The sequence below is a fragment of the Ruegeria sp. CDSC079 genome, from assembly GCF_059610505.1.
Genome location: NZ_JBXWNT010000003.1, coordinates 1 through 24,927, shown reverse-complemented (window position 1 = coordinate 24,927; position 24,927 = coordinate 1). Strand labels below are relative to the sequence as shown.

Below are 24,927 nucleotides of genomic sequence, written 5' to 3'. Positions count from 1 at the left end.
AAGTCTGTGTTCCTGCGGCCAGCGAGTATTTTCCCTATCTGTGGCTTAGAATGTTCCGGCTATGGCAATCACCAGCGGCAGTGTCAGGATGCTGACCACGGTAGACAAGAGAATTGCGGCCGAAGCCCGATGGGGTGCGACCCCGTAATAGGCCGCCAGCATATAGACATTCCCCGCGACCGGCAGTGCTGCCGCTGCAATGGCAACCGAAGCCGAGAAGCCTTCCGCCGGGATCAGCCAGATTACGAAGACAGCAACGCAGAGCGGATGAATGATCAGCTTGCAAAAACTCAGCCAGGCAGCGATCTGAACACGCTCGGCGGATTTGCTGGCGAGCGATGCCCCTATCGCAAACAAGGCTCCCGGAGTGGCTGCCCCGCCCAGGATTGTCAGAAAATCGTTCAGTGGAACTGGCACGGGAATTTGGAAGGCTGACCACAAAAGCCCCGCTGAAATAGATACGATCATCGGGTTTTTGATCAAACCGAGGCCAATCAACCGAAATGTTGCCGGCGTCAGCCGCCCATCGCGTCCGGCATTGATCAAAATCACGATCAGCGAGGAAAACACCACAAGGTCGACAGTCAATACCAGCATGACCGGGCCGATTGCTGCTTCGGTGAACAAAAGCGCAAGCATCGGCAGCCCCAGAAAGCCCACATTGCCGATCGCAGCGCATTGGGCCTCGACGGCAGAGGTTGGTATGTCAAGGCCGCGCATCCACGCGATCAGACTGGCCACAGCATAAACCGTAAGCGTTCCCAGCAGATAGCCCGCGACCAATCTGCCGTCGAATATCTCGGCAAAGGGCAGGGTGGCGGCAAAGCGGAACAACATTGCCGAAAGTGCGAAATAGAACACGAATTTCGTCAGATAGGCCGTGGCTTCTTCCGAGAAGAACCGACTGCGCCCAGCCCAATACCCCAGGCCGATAATCGCAAAGAACGGCAGCGTACGCAGAAAAATATCAGCCATGGCCAGAGTGTTAGCACGGTTTTCTCTGGCGGCAACCCCTGGCCAATCAGGCCCCGCCGAACGAACTTCGCGGACTGACCTAACGGAAAAATTACCATAATCCCGCCTGCCCATGGCCGAAATCCTATGCGAATCGTTGTATCTGAACTGATCAGTTTATAGATTCGACGAATCCACCCCTGAAGGAGAGCGCATGTCCGAAGCAACTGCCATTTTGCGAACAGGCCGAAAATTTGATCAGGTCCTGCAAGGAGCCCGATCGGTGTTCATGGCAGATGGTTTCGAAGGAGCTAGTGTAGATGACATTGCGCGCGCGGCGGGTGTTTCCAAGGCGACTTTGTACAGCTATTTCCCGGATAAGCGTCTTCTTTTCATGGAGGTCGCTCAGAACGAATGCTGCCGTATGGCTGAGAATGTCGTTTCGATGGTTGACGATACAAAACCCGCACGCGAAGTGCTGACCATCGCTGCGACCCAGCTGGCCGCATTTCTGGTGTCGGATTTTGCGCAGCAGGTGTTCCGCATCTGCGTGGCCGAGCAAGATCGGTTCCCCGAACTTGGCCGCGCCTTCTATGAGGCGGGGCCGCAAAATGGCACCCGGCAACTTGCAGAATATCTGCAAAAAGCGGTGAATAAGGGCGAATTGGTTATCGAGGACCTTCAATTTGCCGCTGAACAGTTTTCGGAATTGTGCAAGGTCCGCCTTTGGCCCCGATCCACATTCGGCATTCAAAGCAGTTTTTCAGAGGCTGAGATTGAAGAGGTCGCGCTGCAGGCTGTCGACATGTTCATGGCCCGTTACAGCGCCTGACATTTGGGTCGGATCGACTCGATTCAAGACATGGATGTGGAGGTCGATCCCTGAAGCCCGCGGCATTTAGGATTGATGGCATTCAAGAGTTCGGACGCTCCTGCCCGGTGGCTTCGCCACTGCTTGGCTCTAATCGCCAAAGAACCGAAATCAGTTAGAAAACAGGCTCGACCAGGCAAATCATAACGCTGTACCTGCCCTCTTTTTTACTTCCTGATCGCTGGGCGGTGAACTCAGTTGACAATGGATTTTGTATTTTGGATACATTGGGCAGGGATTTCGCGGCGGTGACAGTCATCAAAGATTGTTCTGACTAGAAATTAGAACAACGCGAAAATCTGAAGAAAAAACATTTCTGGGAGAAACTCATGAAACTTAGATTGATGGCCGCAACTGCAGCGATTGCGTTGTCCAGTGCTGCGGCCCAAGCAAATACTTTGGTATATTGCTCGGAAGGATCACCCGAAGGCTTTGACCCGGCGCTATTTACCGCAGGGACAACCTTTGATGCCTCGTCACACCCGATTTACAACCGTCTGCTCGAGTTTGAGACCGGTACTACCAATGTTATCCCCGGTCTGGCGGAAAGCGTTGAGGCCAGCGATGATGGTCTGGAATATACCTTCAAATTGCGTCAGGGCGTCAAATTCCATTCGAATGACGAATTCACGCCGACGCGTGATTTCAATGCTGATGACGTGATCTTCTCGTTCATGCGCCAGAAGGATGAAGGCCATGCCTATAATCAGGTATCTGGTGGTACCTGGGAATATTTCCAGGGCATGGGTATGCCGGACCTGGTCGAGTCGATTGAAAAAGTCGACGACTACACAGTGAAGTTCACCCTGTCCAAGCCTGAAGCGCCTTTTGTGGCCAACATGGCGATGGACTTCGCCTCGATCCTGTCTGCGGAATATGCGGATGCGATGATGGCCGCGGGTACGCCTGAGAATCTGAACACAGCACCGATCGGGACTGGTCCGTTCTCGTTTGTAGCCTACCAGAAAGACGCGGTGATCCGCTATGCGCAGAATGCCGACTACTGGAAGGCCCCTGCGGATGTGGAGAACCTGATCTTCGCTATCACGCCGGATGCATCGGTTCGCTATCAAAAGCTGAAAGCGGGCGAATGTCATATCATGCCTTATCCGAACCCGGCCGACATTCAGGCGATGCAGGACGATGCAGATATCAACATGTTGGAGCAGGAAGGTCTGAACGTCGGCTACCTCGCCTACAACACCACCATGGCACCGTTCGACAATCCGAAGGTCCGCAAGGCGCTGAACATGGCGATCGACAAGAATGCGATCATCGACGTCGTGTTCCAGGGCTCGGGCCAAGTTGCCAAGAACCCGATCCCGCCAACCATGTGGGGCTATAACGACGCCATCACCGATGACGCGTATGATCCCGAAGCGGCCAAGGCGATGCTGGAAGCCGAAGGCGTATCCGACCTGTCGATGAAGGTTTGGGCTATGCCGGTACAGCGTCCCTATAACCCGAATGCACGCCGTATGGCCGAGCTGATCCAAGCGGATTTTGCCAAGGTTGGTGTCGACGTCGAAATCGTGTCCTATGAATGGGGTGAATACCTGTCGCGTTCGAAAGATCTGGACCGTGACGGAGCCGTTCTGCTGGGTTGGACCGGTGACAATGGCGATCCAGACAACTTCTTGGCGGTTCTGCTGGGTTGTGACGGACGCGAAGCCTCGAACCGGGCGCAGTGGTGCCACGAGCCCTTCGAAGAGCTGATCCTCAAGGCCAAGCAGTCCACCGATCAGGCCGAACGCACCAAGCTGTACGAAGACGCTCAGGTGGTATTCAAAGAGCAGGCGCCTTGGGCAACGATCGCACACTCGGTGGTCTTTATGCCGATGCGCAACGAAGTGCAGGGCTATAAAGTGCACCCGCTGGGCGGCCACATCTTCTACGGTGTGAGCGTCGAATAATTCATCACTTACCGACCGGAGCCGCCCGCGTGGCGGCTCCGGTTTCTTATTGGAGGTCGGCCCTGATGCCGAATTTGTCCGAGTACCGTCAACTGGCAAAGGACATGTCAGTTGATGCCGTGGCCCTTGTGCCCGGCCCGAATTTCACCCGCGCATTGGGAAAACCTTTCATGAGCCACGAACGGCCCTTTGTGGTCGTGGTCCCCGGCGAAGGTTCTCCTGCGGCCATCGTTCCCAACCTTGAGCTCGGCAGTTGGGACCTGGTTGGATTTGAAGGCGCCGTTTTCGACTGGTTCGACCAGACCGGGTATGATGACGCCTTTGCAGCCCTCGCCAAGCATATGCCGCTGACATCGCTGGCTGTGGAAGGGCAGGTGATGCGAGTCTTTGTGTCGAAGGCGTTTACCAACGCGTTACCGGACCTGCAGATTGTCGATGCCGAGCGTGAAATTTCTGGCTTGCGCATTATCAAGACAGAAGACGATATCGCAGCGCTTCAAGCCGCGATCGACATCTCTGAACGCGCGTTAGAGCGCGTGATTGCGGATGTGCGCGTCGGTCAGACCGAATTGCAGATTGAACAGGCCTTGATTCAGGCACTGTTTGCGGAAGGCGCCGCCTCGCTGGCATTTTCGCCGATTGTTGCCGCCGGGGACAACTCGGCGCGGCCCCATGGCAAGGCGCGGGCGGATTACCAGATCAAACCGGGCGATGCGCTTTTGTTTGATTTCGGAGCCCGCAAACATGGGTTTGCCGCCGACATCACCCGGACATTCTTTGTCGAAGAGGTCTCGGACGAGGGCAGGGCGGTCTATGACACCGTTCTGCGCGCCAATCTGGCAGGATTCAAAGCCTGCCGTCCCGGTGTCACGGCGCATGATATCGACGATGCCGTGATCGGCGTGCTCGAAGCGTCACCCTATGCCGATCGGATCCGCACCAAAACGGGCCACGGTCTGGGCCGCGACGTTCACGAAGCGCCGTATATCATGCGTGGAAACGACCAGGAAATCCTGCCGGGCATGGTTTGGACAAACGAGCCGGGCCTTTACGCGCTGGACAATTTCGGCGTGCGCATAGAAGATGACGTGCTTGTTACAGGGGATGGCTGTCGGTCGCTGACCCACTTTCCCAAAGATCTCACAATCATAGGTCGCTGATGTTTGGCTACTTTCTTTCTCGTCTCGGTATGTTCATTCCGACATTTCTGGGTGTAACGCTTATCTCCTTCATGTTCATTCGGGTTTTGCCCGGTGATCCGATCATCGTCATGGCCGGTGAACGCGGAATGTCCGAGGAACGCTATCAGGAAATGGTGGTCAAACTGGGCTTCGACAAGCCGGTCCTCCAACAATATTGGGACTATCTGACCGGCGTTATGCAGGGCGATCTGGGCGAAAGCTTTGTCACCAAGAAACCGGTTTGGGACGAGTTCTTTGCCCTGTTCCCAGCGACGCTGGAGTTGTCAATCTGCGCGATGATCTTCGCGGTGGCCCTTGGGTTGCCCGCCGGTGTCATTGCCGCAGTCAACCGGGGCAAATTCTTTGACCGGGCGCTGATGTCTTCGGCGCTGGTTGGGTATTCAATGCCGATCTTCTGGTGGGCGCTGCTGCTGATCATCGTGTTCTCGGGCAATCTGGGCTGGACGCCTGTTTCGGGCCGGATCGACCTTCTGTATTACTTCCCCAGCGTGACCGGCTTTATGCTGATCGACAGTCTTTTGTCGGGGCAACCCGGGGCATTCACGTCGGCTGTTCGGCATTTGATTCTGCCAACGATAGTTCTGGGGACGATCCCGCTGGCTGTCATTGCGCGTCAGACGCGCTCGGCGATGCTTGAGGTTCTGGGCGAGGACTACATTCGTACCGCGCGGGCAAAAGGCCTGTCACCCACTCGGATCAACGGGCTGCATGCTCTGCGTAATGCGTTGATCCCCGTGATTACGGTGATCGGCCTGTCGGTTGGAACTTTGCTGGCTGGTGCAATTCTGACCGAGACGATCTTTAGCTGGCCGGGTATCGGCAAGTGGATGGTCGACAGCATCTTCCGGCGCGATTACCCGGTGGTGCAGGGCGGTCTTCTGATGATCGCCGTGATCGTGATGCTGGTGAATCTACTGGTCGATGTCCTTTATGGCATCATCAATCCAAAAATCCGGAGGCGGTGATGGCTGAACTATCTGCAAACGCACCCAAAACCGAAGACCGCCCAAGCGCCTTGCGCGAATTCTGGTTTTATTTCAGTGAAAACCGCGGCGCGGTGATTGGCCTGTGGGTATTCGCGGCCTTTGTCTTTTGCGCTGCCTTCGCACCTTTGCTGGCCCCCTACGATCCAACCGAACAGTTCCGCGAGCATATCCTGCAACCTCCGGCATGGCAGGAAGGCGGCAGTTGGGCCTTCCCGCTGGGAACTGATCCGCTGGGCCGGGATATGCTGTCGCGGCTGATTATGGGATCTCGCTATTCCTTCTTTGTCGGGATCGTCGTGGTTTGTGTGGCCGTGTCAGGCGGTGTGGTTCTTGGCCTGCTTTCCGGGTTTGCACCCAAATGGGTCGATACGATGATCATGCGCGTGATGGATATTATCTTGTCCTTTCCGTCGCTGCTGCTGGCACTGGTTCTGGTCGCCATTCTGGGCCCGTCTCTGACCAATGCAATGATCGCCATCGCCATTGTGTTTCAACCACATTACGTGCGCCTCACCCGCGCCTCGGTTCTGGCCGAACGGCAAAAGGATTATGTGACCTCGGCTCGTGTGGCCGGTGCAAGCAAGGCACGCCTGATGTTCAAAACCGTGCTGCCGAACTGTCTGGCGCCGATCATTGTCCAAGCGGCGCTGTCCTTCTCGACCGCGATTCTGGATGCTGCGGCACTTGGCTTTCTGGGCATGGGGGCGCAGCCGCCAACGCCCGAATGGGGCACGATGCTGGCCGAAGCGCGCGAATTCATTCTGCGCGCCTGGTGGGTGGTAACTTTCCCGGGCCTGGCCATTCTGGTCACGGTGCTGGCAATCAACCTGATGGGCGACGGTCTGCGCGACGCGCTGGACCCCAAGCTGAAACGGAGCTGACGACATGAGCCTGTTGGAAATCCGAAATCTTTCGGTCGAGTTTGCTACTGCGTCGGGTGAGTTCCGCGCTGTGGATGGCGTTGATCTGTCTGTCAACAAGGGCGAGTTGATGGCCATTGTCGGGGAAAGCGGCTCGGGGAAATCCGTGTCAATGCTGGCGCTGATGGGGTTGCTGCCATGGACGGCGACGATCACGGCAGATGAAATGAGCTTTGAGGGTCGCGACCTGACCAAAATCTCGGCACGGGATCGGCGCAAGATCATCGGCAAAGATATTGCCATGATCTTTCAAGAGCCGATGTCTTCGCTAAACCCCTGTTTCACGGTCGGTTTCCAGATCAAAGAAGCACTGCGTATCCATCTTGGGCTCAACCGCAAAGACCGTCATCAGCGCGCGATTGAGCTGTTTGACCTGGTGGGTATCCCGGCACCCGAGAGCCGTCTGAATACGTTTCCTCACCAGATGTCGGGCGGCATGAATCAGCGGGTCATGATCGCGATGGCGATTGCCTGCACCCCGAAACTTCTGATCGCGGACGAACCCACTACCGCGCTTGATGTAACAATTCAGGCGCAGATTCTGGATCTGTTGGTCCGATTGCGCGATGAGCAGGGGATGGGCCTTGTTCTGATTACCCATGACATGGGTGTTGTGGCAGAAACCGCCGAGCGGGTTCAGGTCCAATATGCCGGTCAAAAGGTCGAGGAACAGCCGGTACGCGATCTGTTCCGCACACCGCGCCATCCTTATACCTCAGCTTTGCTGAACGCTTTGCCTGAACGGGCAACTTCGAAATTGCTGCCGACGATTCCAGGTGTTGTTCCTGGTCAATTTGACCGTCCCAAAGGTTGCTTGTTCAGCCCGCGATGCCAATTCGCCGATGACTTGTGCCGGAACACACCACCCGCTCCGCATGGAGCAGATTTCGGCAAGGCCCGCTGTCACCACGTCAAGGAAATCACCGCTGGAGAATTGGCATGACCGCCCCGATCGTTCAGGCAAACGCGTTGGCCCGGCACTATGAGGTCAAAGGGGGATTGCTGTCGAAATCGGCAACGGTCAAAGCCCTTTCCGGTGTGGATTTTGCCCTAGAGCCTGGTAAGACGCTGGCCATTGTAGGAGAGTCCGGGTGCGGTAAATCCACCCTCGCTCGCGTCGTAACGATGATTGAAGAGCCCACTTCGGGAACACTGACCATCGACGGCGTCGAAATCACCCCGTCAAAATGGGCTGAGATGCGCGAAAACGTGCAGATCGTGTTTCAAGATCCTTATGGTTCGCTTAATCCGCGACAACGGATCGGTCAGATCCTGCAGGAACCTCTGATCATCAACCGGCCCGATATGACCGCTGCGGAACGGGAAACTCGCGCACGCGAAATGATTGATCTTGTCGGTCTGCGCCCCGAGCATTATGATCGCTACCCCCACATGTTTTCGGGTGGCCAACGGCAGCGGATTGCGATTGCCCGAGCCCTGATGCTGAACCCCAAGGTTCTGGTTTTGGATGAGCCGGTATCGGCGCTGGATGTTTCGATCCAGTCTCAAATCCTGAACCTGCTGGTTGAACTGCAAGAGCGTCTGAACCTGGCCTACCTGTTCATCTCGCATGACCTGTCTGTGGTGAAGCATTTCGCTGATGACGTAATTGTCATGTATCTGGGACGCGCAGTCGAGAAAGCTCCGAAAGAACAGTTGTTCGCGGCGCCCCGGCATCCTTATTCCAAAGCGTTGTTGTCGACGACACCGCGTGCCGACCCCGAGGCGCGTAAGGAACGGATCAAGCTGGAAGGTGAGTTGCCCTCACCGATGAATATCCCCAAGGGATGTGCCTTTGCTCAGCGATGCTGGCTGGCAACTGACGAATGCCGTGCGGCACCACCCGATCTGCAAGGAACAACCCATCAGGCTGCATGCCTGCATCCGCTGGGTTAGGTTAGCTCTCGGAACTGCGCGTTGCGGTGACCATCGCAAGCAAATGGTCTTTTGTACGCCCAATATGTTGGGTCAACAGCGCGCAGGCTTCCTCAACTTGCCCATTCTCGGCCAGCGTCAGCAGTTGGCGATGGTCCTTTTTCGCGGGCTCGCGTTGTTCCATAACGCTCAGGTGCATACGGACATAGCGATCGGACTGTAGATTGATCCGTTGTAGTATATCATTGGTGATCCCACGGTCTGCTGCAGCGTAAAGCGCATTGTGGTATTCGTAGTTCAAACCACCCCACCGCCCGACATCATAGGCTTCGTAGGACGTTTCCATTTCGTCCAGAAACCTTTCGCATTCGGAAAAATTTGCCTCGGTCATCTGTGGAATTGCACGCCTGAACAGATCGACCTCCAACATTATCCGGAGGTCAAATATCTCACCGATTTCTGACAGCGAATGTCTTGTCACCGCAGCGCCGCGATTGTTGGTCAGCTGCACAAGACCCTCTGCATCAAGCCGTTTTAACGCTTCTCGTATGGGCATGCGTGACACGTCATAGTCTTCTGCCAGGGCTTCTTGACGGATGGCTTCACCTTCTGCCATCTCTCCGCTTAGAATCCGCTCGCGCAGGTCATTTGTGATGACATCGGGCAAACTTTGCCTGGGAATTGCGCGGGTTCTTGGCATTGTTACAGTCTCTGCTGGTGTAATTTTGTATCCAAAATACAAAATAGACACCGGTTTTCCAAGAGCCTTGCATTCACTAATGAATATAAAGTGTTGATTGATTTCAAGCCGCCTCGGCTGCCACAGTAAAAATGGTCACGTTCTATAAGGATTAAACATGAAAGAGGATCGTATGGATAATCCGCGCTTTTTGCCAAAAGGCGCAATTTCCGTGGACGTTTCCTATGACGGGCCGCCCAAGGCCTTCTATTTTCTGCTTTTACCCAACACGACGATGCTGGCTTTCAGTGCCGCGATTGAGCCTCTGCGCATATCAAATCAACTTTCCAGAAAGCAGCTGTTCGAGTGGTACGTGCTCTCCACCGACGGAGAACCCGTGACCTGTTCCAACGGCATACGTGTTCAGGCGGATCACTCGGTTCATGACCTGGAGAAGGGAGCGTTTGTCTTTGTGTGTTCCGGAACGCAACCGATGAGGTCTTTCAACACAAATGTCCTGAACTGGATTCGGCGACAAAAGGCGCATGGATGTGAGTTCGGTGGGATTTGTACCGGTGCATTTGCTTTAGCAAAGGCGGGCGTGATCGGAACCAGAAACTTTACCGTCCATTGGGAAAACCGGCCTGGCTTTTGTGAGAACTTCCCGACAATGGAGCCGACCCAGAACCTCTATGAAATTGACGGGAAACTTAGAACATGCGGGGGCGGGCACGCCAGCACTGACATGATGCTTGAAGTTATCGAGGAATTGTTTGGAAACGCCTTGGCGAACAACGTTTCGGAAATGTGCCTGCACAGAAGGCTGGGAGAAGGCGGCAGCAAACAGGTATCGCCGGTTTCGGCGCTTTTGGGCACGCGAAATGCCAAATTGATCGAAGCGGTGCAAATCATGCGCGAGAATATTGAAACTCAGCTTAGCCTCGAGGCAATAGCGGATCAGGCGTCCCTGTCCCGGCGGCATATGGAGCGGCTGTTCAGGCAGCACACTAACATGTCGCCGGGACGGTTCTACAATGAACTCAGGCTGGACCGCGCTTTTGCCCTGTTGAATGAAACAAACCTGAGCGTTTCTGAGATAGCCTTTGCATCCGGGTTTTCCAGTACGGATAGGCTTTCTGTGCATTTCCGGAACCGATTCAGAATATCACCGCATAATTTCCGGCGATCCTGGTCCGAGGAAACCCACCCAGAATGACTGGATGAGCACCACTTGATAGGTCCCAGGGACTACCCCTGTATGACGTTCTGACGTTGAACCCCCAGACCTTCGATCCCCAGTTCCATCTTGTCACCAGGTTTGAGGTAAACCTGCGGATTTTGCCCCAGACCCACACCGGGGGGTGTCCCGGTCGAGATCACGTCGCCGGGTTGCAGTGACATGAACTGCGACAGGTGCGAGATCACCGCTGTGACACTGAAATGCATCGTTCTGGTCGAGCCATCCTGATACCGATGCCCGTTCACCTCAAGATACATTGGCAGGTCTTGGGGATCAGGGATTTCGTCCCGTGTTACCAGCCAGGGACCGATTGGGCCGAACGTATCTGCGGATTTACCTTTGACCCACTGACCTGAACGGTGCAGTTGAAAATCCCGTTCTGACAGGTCATTGATCACACAATATCCTGCCACATGGGCCAGTGCTTCATCCTCCGAGATGTATTTTGCTTCTTTTCCGATGACGACGCCCAGTTCCACCTCCCAGTCGGTCTTGACTGACCCGCGGGGGATTTCAACCGTGTCATCGGGGCCTATGATGGCGGATGTCGCTTTGAAAAAGACCACCGGCTCAGCAGGTAGGTCCATGCCGCTTTCGGCCGCGTGATCGGCAAAGTTTAAACCGATGCAGATGAACTTTCCGACACGTCCAACACAGGCGCCGATACGGCTGTCGGCATCGACGGGTGGCATGGTTTCAAGATCCAGCGCGCGCAGCCGTGCTAGGGTTTCATCGCTAAGCGCTTCCCCAGCAATGTCGGCGACGACCCCCGACAGGTCCCGGATAGTGCCGTCTTTATCAACGATGCCCGGCTTTTCCGCGCCTGCTGGGCCGTATCGTAGCAATTTCATTTCACATTCCTCATTTGCTTCAGATCGTCCAGCCGCCATCAATGGCAAAGGGCTGTCCGGTTGTGTATTTGCTGGCATCGCTGGCCAGATAGAGCGCAAGTTCCGCGATCTCATCTGCGGTTCCGATGCGGCCCATGGGTTGCCGCGCAATAAAATCAGTCATTGCTTTCTCGTAATCCCCAGTTGCGCGCAACCGGTCGTGCAAGCTGGGGCTATCGACAGTGCCGGGGCAGATCGCATTGCACCGGATGCCTTGTGTGACGAAATCGGCTGCGATCGATTTCGTCAGTCCGATTACGGCGGCTTTCGAGGCGCAGTATGCAAACCTGTTTGGAACGCCCTTCAACGAAGAGGCGACCGAAGACATGTTGATGATAGACCCGCCACCATGTTCCAGCATGGTTGGCAGGGCACATTGGATCAGCCGGTACATCGATTTGACGTTCAGCTCAAAACTGAAAACCCAGTCACGTTCATCACATTCCAGAATGGACCCGCCAGCCACATATCCTGCGCAGTTGAACAAAACATCCAACGGGGGCGTGTCCGCGACGAAGGCCTGCACTGCCGCCGCATCGGTTACGTCAAGTTTTACCGACGTAACGCCTTGGATATTTTGCAACTCTGCCAGAGAGGTATCATTGATGTCGCTGGCAAAAACCTGTGCACCTTCGGCGGCGAACAATTCGGCTGTTGCACGCCCGATGCCCTGTCCCGCGGCGGTGATCAGAGCAGTTTTTCCAGCCAGACGGCCAAGGTTTTCGGATGATATCATATCTATTTCACTCTCCTTCTAAAATCCAAGCTTCGGGGAACCACGACGGCAAAATCCGATCGGCATACAGCCTCGGAAAGATCAATCTAGTCCCTGAGGTCATAGGCTTGGGCAGCATTACCGCCCCGTATCGCCTGATGCTCGTGTGGTGCCAGACCGGTTAACAGCGTATCGGTCGCCTCAAGCCATCTTTCATAACTGCTGTTTAATGTGCAAACCGGCCAGTCGCTGCCCCAGATCAGGCGATAGGGCCCGAATGTGTTCAGCAGGTGATCCACATAGGGCTTCAAATCTTCTACCGTCCAATTCGCCCCGGCCTCGGTCACCAACCCGGAAAGTTTGCACCAGGCATTTGTATTTCGGGCCAATGTCGACATGTCTTCTTGCCAGTCCTCCATGACTCCCTCCCGGATCAGGGGCTTGGCACCGTGATCAATTACCGTGCGCATATGTGGGTGCCGTTCCAGCAGCTGTTGAAGCGGCCCCAGATGTCGCGGCAGGGTCAGCGCATCAAAGGTAAGGTTTGCCTGTTGCAGAGAGTCAAAAGCCGGTGTCAGCCCATCCCTGAGCATCCATAATGGGTCGGGAATGTCCTGAACCATGGGGCGCAAACCGACAAAAACCGGGTGGGCAGCCAGTCGTGCGATTTGTTCCGGTGCGTCGGCGGCCTCAAAATCAACCCATCCGACAACGCCTTTTATGAACGGGGCCTGCTCGGCGAGTGACAGCAGATACTCGGTCTCAGCAGCTGTCGGCGCAGCCTGTACTAAGACCGTACCGTCAATTCCCGCTCCTTTCAGCAATGGGGCCAGATCCGCGGGCGCGAAATCCGCGTAAATCGGCCCCAGATCCGGTGTCAGCCAGCCATAGTCTTCGCGCGCCAATGTCCAAAAATGCTGATGGGCGTCGATCTTCATCCAAGAACACCCTTTTTCAGGATGATGTTGCCATACAGCCGACGTTCGCCGGTTTGCACGATCGAAAAAGCTGTGGCCGCCCGGTCGTAAAAGGCGAAACGTTCAATGCCCTGTATCGTGGCCGGGTGGTCCGCTATTTCGCTGATAATGGTCTGAAAATCGGCGATGGCCTCAGGTATAGCATCCGGATCGCCAACAACCTGCATGGTCAGGGCCGGGTCAGGGACAAATGTGTCCAACGGCATGACAGACAAAATAGCTCTTAGGATTTCGCTGGCGCTTGACCCGTCGGCACGTATGCAGCCCGGCCCAGAGCTGGAGCCGGGGAAATTCGCATCCGCAATCACGATTTCATCACCATGCCCCATAGCGCGCAGGGTGTACAACAGGTCAGGCGACAGGATGGGATCAATATTACGCAGCATAGGCAGCCTCTCCGGGAAGGGGGGCGTCGGAACGGATCAATCCTTCCGAACACAGATCAGACCAAAGCGCAGCGGGGATTTGACGTTCGAGCAGGGCCGCATTGGCCTGCACCTCGGCAGCATTCACCGCGCCGGGGACAACGGTTTTGACGCAGGGATGGCCAAGGACAAATTGTAAGGCAGCAGCGATCAGTGGTGTATCATGGGCTGAGCAGACAGCCTCGATCTGGCGAACTCGGGCAAGGATGTCTTCGGGTGCATCAGCATAATTGTATTTCGCACCGGGAACAGCGCCGGTTGCCAGGATACCCGAGTTGTACGGCCCGCCAAGAATTATGCCCACGTCCCGCTTTTCGCAAAGGGGTAGAAAGCTGTCTAAAGCGTCTTGTTCCAAGAGGGTATAACGGCCTGCCAGAAGAAACCCGTCAAAGTCGCCCAAGCCCAATAATCTTTCGCAGACCTGCCATTCATTTACACCGGCTCCAATGGCGGCAATTTCACCGGCTTCACGAAGTTCGACCAGAGCTTTGTATCCGCCGCCATCGAACAGTTCCCGGATCTTGGCATCAGATGCCTCCTGACTGCCCTGACTGAACGCACAGACGTCATGCACAAGCAGGATATCGGCGCATGAGACACCCAACCGGTCGCGGCTGGCGTCGTAGGATCGCATGACCCCGTCATAGGTATAGTCGAAAACGATACGTTTCTGCGGCACATCAACAAAGGCTTCGGGTGTGACATGATGCGGTGCGCAATCCAGCAGCAGACGCCCGATCTTGGTCGAAAGTTGAATCTCTTCGCGTCCGAACCGGGCAATAGCCTGGCCAAATCGTTGCTCGGAGCGGCCCAACCCATATTGCGGTGCGGTGTCAAAAAATCGGATACCCAAATCAAAGGCTGCCTGCAGCGCAGCCTGCGCATCCTCGTCTGATACTTTGCGATAGAGATTCCCCAAAGGCGCGCCACCAAATCCCATCCGAGTCAGCGGAACGGGTCGCGCCGTGCGGCCATTTAGAAGCTCTGTTGCGGTAACTGTCATCCTGCCTCGCGTATTGGATGAGGGGAGTCCGTGAAAAGGTGGGACTGTTCCTGCTGCAAGCGTTGAATCCGAGGCATCAACTGCCCCAGATGACGTTGCATGGCGTCCTGTGCAGCTTTTTCATCTCTCTCAAGAACCGCGTTGAAAATGGCGCGGTGTTCGGCCAGCGTTTCCACCACCCGGCCCGGGGTAGGCAGCAGCAGCATTCGCGCTCTGGTCACTTGCAGTGAAACGGTTTGCGCGACGTCGCTTAACCTGTTGAATCCTGTGAATTTCATCAGCAGGCCGTGGAATTCTTCATCCGCCTCGTAAAAGCCGGGGACATCTTCATCTTCGATCAGCAGCTCTTGCAGACGCATGTTGCGGCCCAGTATCTTGCGCTGATCCTCGGTCAAATCGCGCGCGACTTTGGCGACCGTCGCAAGTTCAAGTGCTTCACGCAGGAACATACCCTCGCGAATTTCGGACATCGAGAAATAGGATACGCGCGTGCCGGATTGGGGCACGACATCCACCAGACCCTCGGAAGCAAGTCGGGCAATCGCCTCGGTCACGGGCGCACGCGAAACGCCAAGGCGTTCGCATATCGGCGCCTTCCTGAGGTTGTCGCCCGGCGCGAAGTCCAGCGACAGGATTGCATGCTTGATTGAGAGGTAAACGCGCTGAGACAAAGAGCCCTCAGACGTAGAAATATCGCGCAGGTGCAGAGCGTTTATGTCCTGTGGTTTATTCATATCTAGCGACCTAGCATACTAACATGTTAGTTGACAAGTGCGTGCCCGACGATTAGCAGTCGGGATCAGCAAACAGGAAAATGATGCAACCAGATCAGAAAATAAAGGCTTCTCAGCCCGCAGCGCGCGATACAGTCAGGTTGAACCCGGACGACAATATCGTCATTGCACTCCGAGATCTGAAGATCGGCACGCAGCCTTCCGGGCTGAATGTCCCGCTTCGGGATCAGGTTCTGCGTGGGCACAAGATTGCTATTACCCCAATTTCTGCCGGAAAAAACGTCATTCGCTATGGTCAGATCATTGGTCAGGCAAAGGCAGATATCGCAGCCGGAGATCACGTCCATGTCCACAATCTTGGTATGGGTGCCCATCAGCAGGACTATGCCCATGCGACCACAAATACCCCTTTGCCGCATATCGACGAAGAGCGGAGTTTTCTTGGGTATCACCGGTCCGATGGGAAGGTTGGCACGCGCAATTATATCGGAATTCTGACGACAGTGAATTGTTCGGGTTCAGTAGCCCGGTTCATCGCCGAAGCGGCCTCAAAAAGCGGGTTGCTTGATCCATATCCCAACGTGGACGGGGTGGTGCCCATCGTGCATGGCACGGGCTGCGGTATGTCGGCCAAGGATGACGGCTATGCTACGTTGATGCGCACCCTGGCCGGGTACGCCCAGCACCCGAACTTTGCCGGCATTCTGCTGATCGGGCTGGGATGTGAGGTCATGCAAGTGGCCAGTCTGGTTGATGGCCGCCCCATCCGCGAGGACGGTGCCTTGCGCTATATGACCATCCAAAACGAAGGCGGTACGCGCCGCACGATCGAGCGCGGGCTTGCCGAGCTGGAGGGGATCGCGCGGCTGGCCAATCAGGCGGTGCGCAAGCCCGCTCGGATCAGTGCGATTACGGTCGGGATGCAATGCGGAGGTTCGGATGGTTATTCCGGCATCACCGCCAATCCGGCGCTTGGATATGCCTCTGATCTGCTTGTGCGCCATGGCGGAACAACAATCCTATCGGAAACCTCTGAAATTTATGGCGCCGAGCATCTTTTGACCCGGCGCGCAGAAACGCCGGAAATCGGCGAAAAACTGATCGACCGTATTCATTGGTGGGAAGATTACACCAAGCGCAATGGCGGCGAGATGGACAACAATCCAAGCCCCGGAAACAAGCGCGGTGGACTGACGACCATTCTTGAAAAGTCTCTGGGTGCGGTGGCCAAGGGGGGCACGGCCCCGATGCGCGACGTCTACAGATTTGGCGAAATTATCGACAAAAAGGGCTTTGTCTTCATGGACAGTCCCGGGTTCGATCCTTGCTCAGTCACTGGTCAGGTGGCGGCCGGTGCCAATTTGATCGTGTTTACCACAGGCAGGGGGTCGGTCTCCGGATATCAACCCACGCCCTGCATCAAGCTGGCGACGAATTCGGAAATGTACGCCCGCATGTCCGAAGACATGGATCTGAATTGTGGCGACATCGTCACTGACGGGGTCAGCATCGAGGCCAAAGGCGAAGAGTTGTTCGAAATGTTGATCCGTGTCGCATCGGGCGAACAAACAAAAAGCGAAGAGCTTGGTTTTGGGGGTGTTGAATTCGTCCCCTGGCAAATCGGCGCTGTGATGTAGCCGCAGTTTCGCCCGAGGGAGGGGCAAAATGGCAGGAGAGATGGAAAAACTGGTCGAAATGACGGGGATTGAAAAGTATTTCCCCGGGGTGCACGCGCTGAAATCCGTGCAGTTCGATCTGTTTTCGGGCGAAGTCCACGCGCTTATGGGGGAAAACGGGGCGGGTAAGAGTACGTTGATGAAAATCCTGTCCGGGATCTATCAGCGCGATGGCGGCGACTTGGCCATTCAAGGCCAATCAGCCAGCCCCACCTCCCCGCGCGAAGCTCAGAATCTTGGCATCGGGATCATCCATCAGGAATTGAGCCTGATGAATGATCTGACCGTAGCGCAGAACATCTTTATCGGACGCGAGCCCCGGAAACGTTTTGGTCGCCTGGACGAGGCTGCGCTGAACGCTCAAACCGCCGAAATCTTCGGGGCGATGAACCTGAACCTTGATCCCAAAGCACTGGTCGGCGGGCTGACCATTGCCAAGCAGCAGATGGTCGAAATTGCCAAGGCGCTGTCCTATCGCTCCAAGGTTCTGGTCATGGACGAACCGACCGCAGCCCTGAACGACGCTGAGATTGCCGAGCTGTTCGTCATCATCCGCCGCCTGAGGGCCGAGGGGGTGGGGATTGTTTATATCAGCCACAAAATGGACGAGCTGAAACAAATCGCCGACCGTGTGACTGTCATGCGCGACGGTGAATATGTTGGCACTGTCGGTGCCAGTGACACGCCGATCAGCAAAATCATTGCGATGATGGTTGGGCGCGAAGTATCCGAAGACCCTCTGGATGTGCCGGACCTGAGCGATGCCGAGGTTTCTCTGGAAGTCGCAGGACTGACGCGGGGCACGGATCTGAAAGATGTCAGCTTTTCGGTCCGGAAGGGTGAAATCTTGGGCTTTGCTGGGCTGATGGGGGCAGGGCGGACCGAAGTTGCGCGGGCAATCTTTGGGGCTGACACTATTGATGGCGGTGAAATCCGGGTACATGGGCAGATCGTGCCCATCCGTTCCCCTGTGGATGCCGTGCGTGCCGGGATCGGGTACCTGTCCGAGGATCGCAAGCATTTCGGCCTCGCCACGGGAATGAACGTCCGCGACAATATCGCTCTGGCTTCGATGGATAGGTTTACCAGTGCCACCGGTGTTCTGAACGACGGCGAAATCAGCACTACGGCCAAAGGCTATATCGCCCAGCTTGGCATTCGCACACCCTCGGATGTGCAAGAGGTGCGCCTGTTGTCCGGCGGCAATCAGCAAAAGGTAGTCATCGCAAAATGGCTTTTGCGAGATTGCGACATCCTTATCTTTGACGAACCCACGCGCGGTATTGATGTCGGTGCAAAATCGGAAATCTACAAACTGCTCGAAGAACTGGCCGCGCAGGGAAAGACGATCATCGTGATCTCATCCGAATTGCCGGAAATCATGCGCCTCAGCCACCGCATCGCCGTCATGTGCGAAGGCCGGCTGACCGGAATTCTGCCCGGCGGAAACAACACCACTCAGGAAGACATCATGCATCTGGCCACCCAACGCACGGCGGCGATGCAGGTCACAGGGACAGCAACATGACCACAGCAACGGAAATAGACAAGAAAAAGCCCCTGGCGGGCCTGTCGGAAAGCGGCGCGTATCAAAAGCTGCTGGCCTTTGCCAGTCTCATCGCCTTGTTGATCGGCTTTTCGATCGCATCGCCGAACTTCATGCAAACCTCGAACATGATTGCCATTCTGCAGGCAACTTCGGTCAACGGCGTACTGGCCGTTGCCGCAACTCTGGTGATCATCACGGGCGGAATCGACCTGTCTGTTGGCACTTTGATGACCTTCTGTGCCGTGATTGCGGGCGTGGCCCTGACTTATCTCGGCATGCCCCTGCTTTTGGGTGTTGCTGCAGCCATTGGAGCGGGTGCGTTTTGTGGTCTGTGTTCGGGCACATTTGTGGCCAAAATGAAAATCCCGCCCTTCATCGCGACGCTGGGCATGATGCTGATCCTCAAGGGTCTATCGCTGGTTATCTCGGGCACACGACCGATCTATTTCAATGACACGCCTGGTTTCGATCAGATCTCGCGCGGGTCTCTGATCGGAGAAATCGTTCCCTCGGTGCCTATCCCGAACGGCGTGCTGATCTTGTTTTTGGTCGCGATTGCAGCATCCTATATCCTCAGCCGCACTGTTTTGGGCCGCTATACGTTCGCTTTGGGATCAAACGAAGAGGCGGTCCGCTTGTCGGGTGTCAACACCGACGCCTGGAAGATGCGAATCTACGCGCTGGCCGGGGGAATTTGCGGCATCGGCGGCATCCTGATCGCCTCGCGCCTGAACTCGGCACAACCCGCTTTGGGGCTGGGATACGAACTTGAGGCCATCGCGGCTGTGGTCATTGGCGGAACCTCTCTGTCCGGCGGGCGCGGCACGATCCTGGGAACGCTCATCGGCGCGCTTATCATGGCTGTCCTGACCAATGGGCTGCGCGTTCTGTCTGTCGCGCAGGAATGGCAGACCGTTGTCACTGGCGCGATCATCATTCTGGCCGTCTATGCCGACATGGCGCGGCGCAAAAAGACCGGGTGAACAATTTTTAGGACCAAAGAAGATAACGACCAACTGGAGGAGAATATCATGTTAACACGTCGTTTCGTTCTGGGGGCGCTCAGCGCAGCCACCCTCGCAGCTCCGGCCTCGATGGCCATGGCGGAAGAAATCTATATTCCGCTGGTATCCAAAGGGTTCCAGCACCAATTCTGGCAGGCGGTAAAGCAGGGCGCCGAACAGGCGGCCGAAGAGTTTGACGTCACAATCACATTCGAAGGACCGGACAACGAAACGATGGTTGACCGTCAGATCGACATGCTGGCCGCAGCACTGGCAAACAATCCAAAAGCCATCGGCTTTGCCGCACTCGACAGTCAGGCCGCCATTCCGTTGCTGAAGCAGGCAAATGACAAGGGTATCCCGATCATCGCTTTTGACAGCGGTGTCGACAGTGATATTCCTGTTTCTACTGCCACAACTGATAACCTAGCTGCAGCGGGGCTTGCCGCTGACAAGATGGCCGAAAAGATTGGTGGAAAAGGCAAAGTTGCAGTGGTAGCCCACGACCAGACCAGCCGCACTGGCATTGACCGCCGCGATGGATTTGTGAACCGCATTGCGGAAAAATACCCTGATATCGAGGTTGTCACCGTTCAGTACGGGCAGGGCGACCATCTGAAATCAACCGAGGTGACAAAAGCGATCCTCACTGCAAACCCCGATCTGGATGGTATTTTTGGCACCAATGAAGGCTCTGCCATTGGTGTCGTGAACGGGGTTCAGGAATTGGGCACCGAAGGCCTTGTCATCATTGGCTATGACAGCGGCAAAGCCCAAAAAGACGCGATCAAAAGTGGTCTGATGACCGGGGCAATCACCCAGAACCCGGTTGGTATCGGCTATGAAACGGTCAAGGCGGCCGTCGCGGCGATGAAAGGCGAAGAAGTCCCGGCCTTAATCGACACAGGCTTTTACTATTACGATGCTTCCAATATTGACGATCCGAAGATCGCGGCAGTTCTTTACGACTAAGAGCCTGACAGCTTAATACGGACCGGTTCGCCCGATCGGCGGGCCGGTATTTTTGTTTTACTGGGTTGCAACAATCATCTTTTCTGTTTGTGGCGTTTTCATGCTATCCTCTACGGGTTATTTTTTTGATGTTTATTGAAGGTTGAAATTCCGGTGAAAAAAAAGCCCAGCAACAAGACCTATGTCCTTCGTCCTCTGGAAAAATCCGATCTTGAGACAATTCTGCCCTGGTTTCAAAATGTAGAGGATTTAGCCAAATTCGAACGCGTGTCCCGCATCCCTCTTAATCTTGCACAGACAGAGGAAAGCTGGAGCGACATGTTCACCGGCTCAGCCATCGGCCGCAGGTGTTGGTTCGTTGTTGAGAATTCGGCGGGAAAACTGGTCGGCATGAGCGGCCTCGAGGGGATATCGCCGATCAATCGCGATGCTGTCGTTGCGATGTTCGTCGATCATTCGGTGCGCCGCCATGGAGTTGGTATCAGGGCGACGGCTTTGGTCGCCGATTTCGCCTTCCGACAACTGGGGCTGAACCGGCTGACTTCGTATTATAGGGCGGATAATGTCAGCAGCAGAGACCTGGTTGCCAGACTGGGGTGCCAGATCGAGGGGTCGATGCGTCAGGCCTGGTTTGCAGATGGTCAATTTCACGATATGGTTGTGGTCGGGTTGCTGAGCAGCGATTGGTTCGAAAACCGAAATTCACTGGCGAAAGAATTGGGCGGTGAAACCATCGTTAAGCTTGGCAATAATGCCTCGGATTGCTGGTGTTGGCCCCCGCAAGAGACTGGGTCGGACTAAGAGACGTTATTACCAATCATTTCAAATCTTTTTTTGTTATACAAAAGTTAGGGTTCGTTCAGAACTCAGGAATCGAGTACCGCCAGTGAATACAGTTAACCCGAATTCATCAATCACTCAGAAGCTGGGTGCAGTCTTATTTGCAGATGTCGTCGGCTATTCTCGCCTGATGAGTGAGAACGAACTCGACACCTACAACGCTTTGAAGACACTTCTATCGCAGATCGAAGCCGCATGCGCCCGTTATCAGGGGCGTGTTGTCGAAGTGCGCGGTGACGGCATCCTGGCCCTGTTTGAAACAGCGACCAGCGCGGTCGAATTTGGTGTTGAGCTGCACCAAATTTCTGCCCAGCACAACGATTCAGGATCAGATCAACAGCAAATCAAGTTTCGCGTTGGCATCCATCTTGGAGAGATCCTGATAGATGAGCGTGGAATTCATGGCGACAACGTCAACATTGCAGCGCGATTGCAAGAAATTGCGGAACCCGAGCGGGTCTATGTCAGCTCTGCGGTGTATGATCAGGTTTGTAACCGGTTGCGGTATGGGTACGAATTTCTTGGTCCGCAGCATCTGAAGAACATTCTTTCGCCGGTTTCAACCTACTGTGTCCGCAGCGAGGTTGCCGGTGCTACTTTGGCGGGCACTATGCGTCCCGACGCTATTGTCGATCTGTTGGAACGCCCGGACACTCCGTCGGTCGCTGTGCTACCGTTCAGCATCAGCGGTGGGGATGAGTCTGACGGCTGGATTGCCGATGGTCTGACCGACGACATCATTCTGAACCTTTCCAAATTCAGAAACCTTTTCGTCATCGCCCGAAACTCATCATTCTTCTTCAGGGCGCAGTCCATGCCACCGAAGGAAGCCGCAAGAAAGCTGAATGTCCGGTATATCGCCCGTGGCAGTGTGCGTCGCTCTTCCAGTCGAATCCGCATTACTGCGGAACTGGTCGATGCAAACACTGAACGCACGATTTGGGGTGAGCGGTTTGATCGAAACATTGACGATATATTTGATATTCTGGACGAGGTGACTGAATGTATCGTCGCGGCCACGGCCGTAATGATCGAATCCCATGAGCGCCAAGTTATGGTTCAGGCCGTTCCTTCAGATCTAGAGGCATATGGCTCTGTCCTGCAGGGGCAGCAGCACATCTTCAAATACACGCGCAACGACAACCGCAAGGCACAGAATTTCTATCAATCTGCGCTGGAACGGGACGGCAACTATGCCCGTGCCGCCGCCGCCTTGTCCCGAACGTTGAATCTGGATTGGCGATACTCGTGGACCGAAGATCCAGGCAGTGCTTTCGAGCAGGCACTGTCTTTGGCACAGCGGTCGATCGAATTGGACCCAACAGACGCACGGGGATTTGGCGAGCTGGGATTTGTCCATCTGTATCGCAAGGAACATAGTGCGGCGCTACAGTCTTACCAACGTGCTTTGGCTCTCAACCCCAATGATGCGGATATGCATTCGGATTTCGCCGATGCGCTTGCACATTCAGGGGAAAATGAGACTGCCATCACGCATCTGCAACAGGCCATGCGTCTGAACCCGTACTTTCCGGATCAGTATCTCTGGCACCTCGGCGGCGCCTATTACAATCTCAGGCGCTATGAAGATGTTATCGAAACCGTCAACAAGATGAACAATCCGACCGAGGGTCAACGGATGCTGGCCGCCAGCCATGCGCAGCTGGGCAACATGGATATGGCACGTATGATTGCTGAAAAGCACCGCGCCGCACACCCGAACTTTTCTTTGTCACGCTGGGCCAAGGTGCTGCCCGACCGTCTGGAAGACGACACGCAGCACTTTGTCGAAGGGCTGAAAAAAGCGGGATTTTAGAACGGAAAAAGGCGCGAGAACCCGCGCCTTCTTTGCTGACTTTGTCCGAAGATCAGTCGCCGCCGCGTACTTTGGCTCCGCTAACCTTGGCGCCACTGACCTTGGCTCCGCTGACTTTCGCGCCACTGACCTTGGCGCCACTTACCTTGGCACCGCTGACCTTTGCACCGCTGATAGCAGGGCTGTCAAAGCCGAAATAGAGGTCTAAAAGAACCTGTTCGAACTGGCCTGTCGTGACATCCATGCGCATGGTCTGATCGGACTTATCATAGCTCCAGAACTTGATACCGTCAGCGACCTGATAGTCCGCCGCCGCAACACCGCCGATCGAAGGATCCGTGGGCGCGCGCGAGGCCTGGTTTGGTGGCTCGCCCTTCTTGGCGACGTCTTGACCATTGCCGTGAACCAGGAAAATCACCGGCTCGGGCAGGTCGTAATAGGTGCCTTCATAGGCAAACCCGTAAATCTTGGCAAATTTTGCTTCGTCATTTCCTGAACTCGCGAGTTGCTCATCAAGATGTTTGTTGTTGCCTTTGCCTCTGCTTTTCTTTTTCGCAGGGTCGTAATCCAAATCGTCGATAACTCTGCCGTAAATCAACACTTCCGAAAAACTGAGCAAGGATTCCGCCATAAACTCATCTCCCAAATATGGGTTCATCACCCGAACCCCCTTCGATTAAATCCCGAGGATGACCGCATCGGTGTCTCCTCAAAAATCACCCCGCCTCTAAATGCCATAAATCTGCCGAAAAAAAAAGAATTTTGCTGTCATCAGTCTGGAACCTGCGTGCGGACGGAGTGTGCGTGACTGTCTTCATCGGGGTCCGGCAGCCGCGGACCGGCAGTTGCCACCCCTATATCACGCATCCGAAAGTTTCCTTCGATGATCCGCCGGAAGGCACCCCCGGTAATTTCCTGATCCACCGCCAGCATGGCCTTTTCGACACCGAAATAGCTGAGCATATCGGCGTCCAACATGCTCCAGGCGTCGGCCAGATAGGTGCCCAGGAAATCGCGCGCCTCAAGAAGTGCTACGCGGAATCCATCAGGGTTTTCGGCATATCGCTTGTCAAAAATACCCTGCATGACCGCGCTGTAATCGGGTGAATCCTCTAGCTGATCGGACAGATCTTCCTCGGCCTGTGTGATAAGGTCATGAACCAACAGGCGCTCATGATAGATGTCCACCAAAATGTCGAACATTGCACCTGTCAGTGGCTCGGAAAGTGCATGTTCACTGGACCATCCGGCAGCGAATTCCGATAGTGACCGGTTGTTTGCGGCCGTTCTAATCTGTGCATTTTCCGAAAGCTCGGCAAAGCGATTCAGCCGGTTGAAGCTGTAGAGATTGCCTTTGGTGTTTTCCAACAGCGCCTCTACCACCGAGCCAAAATGCAAAGAGGCCAGAAGCGCCACCATATCGGCGGCTGATTCATGGAACCCGTAATATTCACCCGAGACATCTCCGTCGGTGGGCATGCCCACGACGCTGTAAATGATTGAGTGGCCGATTTCATGTGCGACCACGTCGAAATTCAGGCTGTAGGGGCGATATTCGTCCCCGTGTTCGTGGGTGCCCCCGGTTTCAAGGAAACCCCAACCGATATGCGCATTGTCCAGGCTTGGCAGCAGCGACAGTTCCAGTCGGTCAAAATCGCGGGAGAAATGCCATGGGATTGGTCGGTC

At 55.3% G+C, this 24,927-nt stretch carries 24 protein-coding genes; 14 read left to right on the top strand and 10 right to left on the bottom strand.

Going from position 1 to position 24,927, the window contains the following annotated elements:
* Positions 1-45 precede the first annotated feature (45 nt).
* A complete protein-coding gene (locus AC2FIC_RS05990) occupies positions 46-975 on the bottom strand; it encodes an AEC family transporter (RefSeq protein WP_496691596.1) in 930 nt (309 codons plus the stop codon).
* Between the two features lie 193 nt (positions 976-1,168).
* On the opposite strand from AC2FIC_RS05990, the gene AC2FIC_RS05985 reads away from it, so the two are divergent.
* From AC2FIC_RS05985 to AC2FIC_RS05955, 7 genes are all read left to right on the top strand, one after another.
* On the top strand, positions 1,169-1,786 hold the full coding sequence (locus AC2FIC_RS05985) for a TetR/AcrR family transcriptional regulator (RefSeq protein WP_496691597.1): 618 nt from the start codon (positions 1,169-1,171) through the stop codon (positions 1,784-1,786).
* 368 nt (positions 1,787-2,154) lie between these two features.
* Positions 2,155-3,738, top strand: a complete 1,584-nt coding sequence (locus AC2FIC_RS05980; protein ID WP_496691598.1) for an ABC transporter substrate-binding protein — start codon at positions 2,155-2,157, stop codon at positions 3,736-3,738.
* Between the two features lie 65 nt (positions 3,739-3,803).
* Positions 3,804-4,898 carry a M24 family metallopeptidase gene (locus tag AC2FIC_RS05975; RefSeq protein WP_496691599.1) on the top strand — a complete coding sequence of 365 codons (1,095 nt, stop codon included), beginning with the start codon at positions 3,804-3,806 and terminating at the stop codon, positions 4,896-4,898.
* Positions 4,898-5,905 carry an ABC transporter permease subunit gene (locus tag AC2FIC_RS05970; protein WP_142636316.1) on the top strand — a complete coding sequence of 336 codons (1,008 nt, stop codon included), beginning with the start codon at positions 4,898-4,900 and terminating at the stop codon, positions 5,903-5,905. The genes AC2FIC_RS05975 and AC2FIC_RS05970 overlap by 1 nt, the downstream gene beginning before the upstream one ends.
* Positions 5,905-6,807 carry an ABC transporter permease subunit gene (locus AC2FIC_RS05965; protein ID WP_185956667.1) on the top strand — a complete coding sequence of 301 codons (903 nt, stop codon included), beginning with the start codon at positions 5,905-5,907 and terminating at the stop codon, positions 6,805-6,807. Before AC2FIC_RS05970 ends, AC2FIC_RS05965 begins: the two co-directional genes overlap by 1 nt.
* A 4-nt stretch (positions 6,808-6,811) precedes the next feature.
* Positions 6,812-7,789, top strand: a complete 978-nt coding sequence (locus AC2FIC_RS05960) for an ABC transporter ATP-binding protein (protein WP_142636312.1) — start codon at positions 6,812-6,814, stop codon at positions 7,787-7,789.
* Positions 7,786-8,742: an ABC transporter ATP-binding protein gene (locus AC2FIC_RS05955; RefSeq protein ID WP_496691600.1), complete on the top strand. Its 957-nt coding sequence runs from the start codon at positions 7,786-7,788 to the stop codon at positions 8,740-8,742. Before AC2FIC_RS05960 ends, AC2FIC_RS05955 begins: the two co-directional genes overlap by 4 nt.
* A gap of 1 nt (position 8,743) precedes the next feature.
* Here the strand turns inward: AC2FIC_RS05955 and AC2FIC_RS05950 are convergent, their stop codons facing one another.
* The gene (locus tag AC2FIC_RS05950; RefSeq protein WP_496691601.1) at positions 8,744-9,421 is read right to left on the bottom strand and encodes a GntR family transcriptional regulator; all 678 of its coding nucleotides are present in this window, start codon (positions 9,419-9,421) and stop codon (positions 8,744-8,746) included.
* A gap of 157 nt (positions 9,422-9,578) precedes the next feature.
* On the opposite strand from AC2FIC_RS05950, the gene AC2FIC_RS05945 reads away from it, so the two are divergent.
* Positions 9,579-10,616, top strand: a complete 1,038-nt coding sequence (locus tag AC2FIC_RS05945) for a GlxA family transcriptional regulator (RefSeq protein ID WP_246097212.1) — start codon at positions 9,579-9,581, stop codon at positions 10,614-10,616.
* Positions 10,617-10,648: 32 nt separating this feature from the next.
* On the opposite strand, the gene AC2FIC_RS05940 is transcribed toward AC2FIC_RS05945, so the two are convergent.
* From AC2FIC_RS05940 to AC2FIC_RS05915, 6 genes are all read right to left on the bottom strand, one after another.
* Positions 10,649-11,491, bottom strand: a complete 843-nt coding sequence (locus AC2FIC_RS05940; protein WP_496691602.1) for a fumarylacetoacetate hydrolase family protein — start codon at positions 11,489-11,491, stop codon at positions 10,649-10,651.
* A gap of 19 nt (positions 11,492-11,510) precedes the next feature.
* Positions 11,511-12,266 (bottom strand): SDR family oxidoreductase, encoded by a 756-nt coding sequence (locus AC2FIC_RS05935; protein ID WP_496691603.1) that lies wholly within the window; start codon positions 12,264-12,266, stop codon positions 11,511-11,513.
* 86 nt (positions 12,267-12,352) lie between these two features.
* Complete coding sequence (locus tag AC2FIC_RS05930) at positions 12,353-13,183, bottom strand: amidohydrolase family protein (protein WP_496691604.1); 831 nt, start codon at positions 13,181-13,183, stop codon at positions 12,353-12,355.
* Positions 13,180-13,608 carry an RbsD/FucU family protein gene (locus AC2FIC_RS05925; protein WP_496691605.1) on the bottom strand — a complete coding sequence of 143 codons (429 nt, stop codon included), beginning with the start codon at positions 13,606-13,608 and terminating at the stop codon, positions 13,180-13,182. The genes AC2FIC_RS05930 and AC2FIC_RS05925 overlap by 4 nt, the downstream gene beginning before the upstream one ends.
* Positions 13,598-14,650, bottom strand: coding sequence for an aldo/keto reductase (locus AC2FIC_RS05920; RefSeq protein WP_496691606.1), 1,053 nt, complete (start codon positions 14,648-14,650; stop codon positions 13,598-13,600). Before AC2FIC_RS05920 ends, AC2FIC_RS05925 begins: the two co-directional genes overlap by 11 nt.
* Positions 14,647-15,384: a GntR family transcriptional regulator gene (locus AC2FIC_RS05915; RefSeq protein ID WP_281995093.1), complete on the bottom strand. Its 738-nt coding sequence runs from the start codon at positions 15,382-15,384 to the stop codon at positions 14,647-14,649. The genes AC2FIC_RS05920 and AC2FIC_RS05915 overlap by 4 nt, the downstream gene beginning before the upstream one ends.
* 83 nt (positions 15,385-15,467) lie before the next feature.
* On the opposite strand from AC2FIC_RS05915, the gene AC2FIC_RS05910 reads away from it, so the two are divergent.
* The 6 genes from AC2FIC_RS05910 (at position 15,468) to AC2FIC_RS05885 (ending at position 23,241) form a co-directional block, all read left to right on the top strand.
* A complete protein-coding gene (locus AC2FIC_RS05910) occupies positions 15,468-17,021 on the top strand; it encodes a UxaA family hydrolase (protein WP_496691634.1) in 1,554 nt (517 codons plus the stop codon).
* 28 nt (positions 17,022-17,049) lie between these two features.
* Positions 17,050-18,588 carry a sugar ABC transporter ATP-binding protein gene (locus AC2FIC_RS05905; protein WP_496691607.1) on the top strand — a complete coding sequence of 513 codons (1,539 nt, stop codon included), beginning with the start codon at positions 17,050-17,052 and terminating at the stop codon, positions 18,586-18,588.
* Positions 18,585-19,592 (top strand): ABC transporter permease, encoded by a 1,008-nt coding sequence (locus AC2FIC_RS05900; protein WP_496691608.1) that lies wholly within the window; start codon positions 18,585-18,587, stop codon positions 19,590-19,592. Before AC2FIC_RS05905 ends, AC2FIC_RS05900 begins: the two co-directional genes overlap by 4 nt.
* Positions 19,593-19,640: 48 nt before the next feature.
* Positions 19,641-20,585 carry an ABC transporter substrate-binding protein gene (locus tag AC2FIC_RS05895; RefSeq protein ID WP_142636294.1) on the top strand — a complete coding sequence of 315 codons (945 nt, stop codon included), beginning with the start codon at positions 19,641-19,643 and terminating at the stop codon, positions 20,583-20,585.
* Between the two features lie 153 nt (positions 20,586-20,738).
* On the top strand, positions 20,739-21,386 hold the full coding sequence (locus AC2FIC_RS05890; protein ID WP_246097210.1) for a GNAT family N-acetyltransferase: 648 nt from the start codon (positions 20,739-20,741) through the stop codon (positions 21,384-21,386).
* Positions 21,387-21,471: 85 nt separating this feature from the next.
* Positions 21,472-23,241, top strand: a complete 1,770-nt coding sequence (locus AC2FIC_RS05885; protein WP_281286267.1) for an adenylate/guanylate cyclase domain-containing protein — start codon at positions 21,472-21,474, stop codon at positions 23,239-23,241.
* Positions 23,242-23,293: 52 nt separating this feature from the next.
* Here AC2FIC_RS05885 and AC2FIC_RS05880 read toward each other — a convergent pair whose 3' ends face one another.
* Both AC2FIC_RS05880 and AC2FIC_RS05875 read right to left on the bottom strand, forming a co-directional pair.
* The gene (locus AC2FIC_RS05880; RefSeq protein ID WP_496691609.1) at positions 23,294-23,899 is read right to left on the bottom strand and encodes a hypothetical protein; all 606 of its coding nucleotides are present in this window, start codon (positions 23,897-23,899) and stop codon (positions 23,294-23,296) included.
* Positions 23,900-24,012: 113 nt separating this feature from the next.
* Positions 24,013-24,927 (bottom strand): gluzincin family metallopeptidase (locus AC2FIC_RS05875; RefSeq protein ID WP_496870048.1); only part of this gene is annotated, 915 nt, incomplete at its 5' end.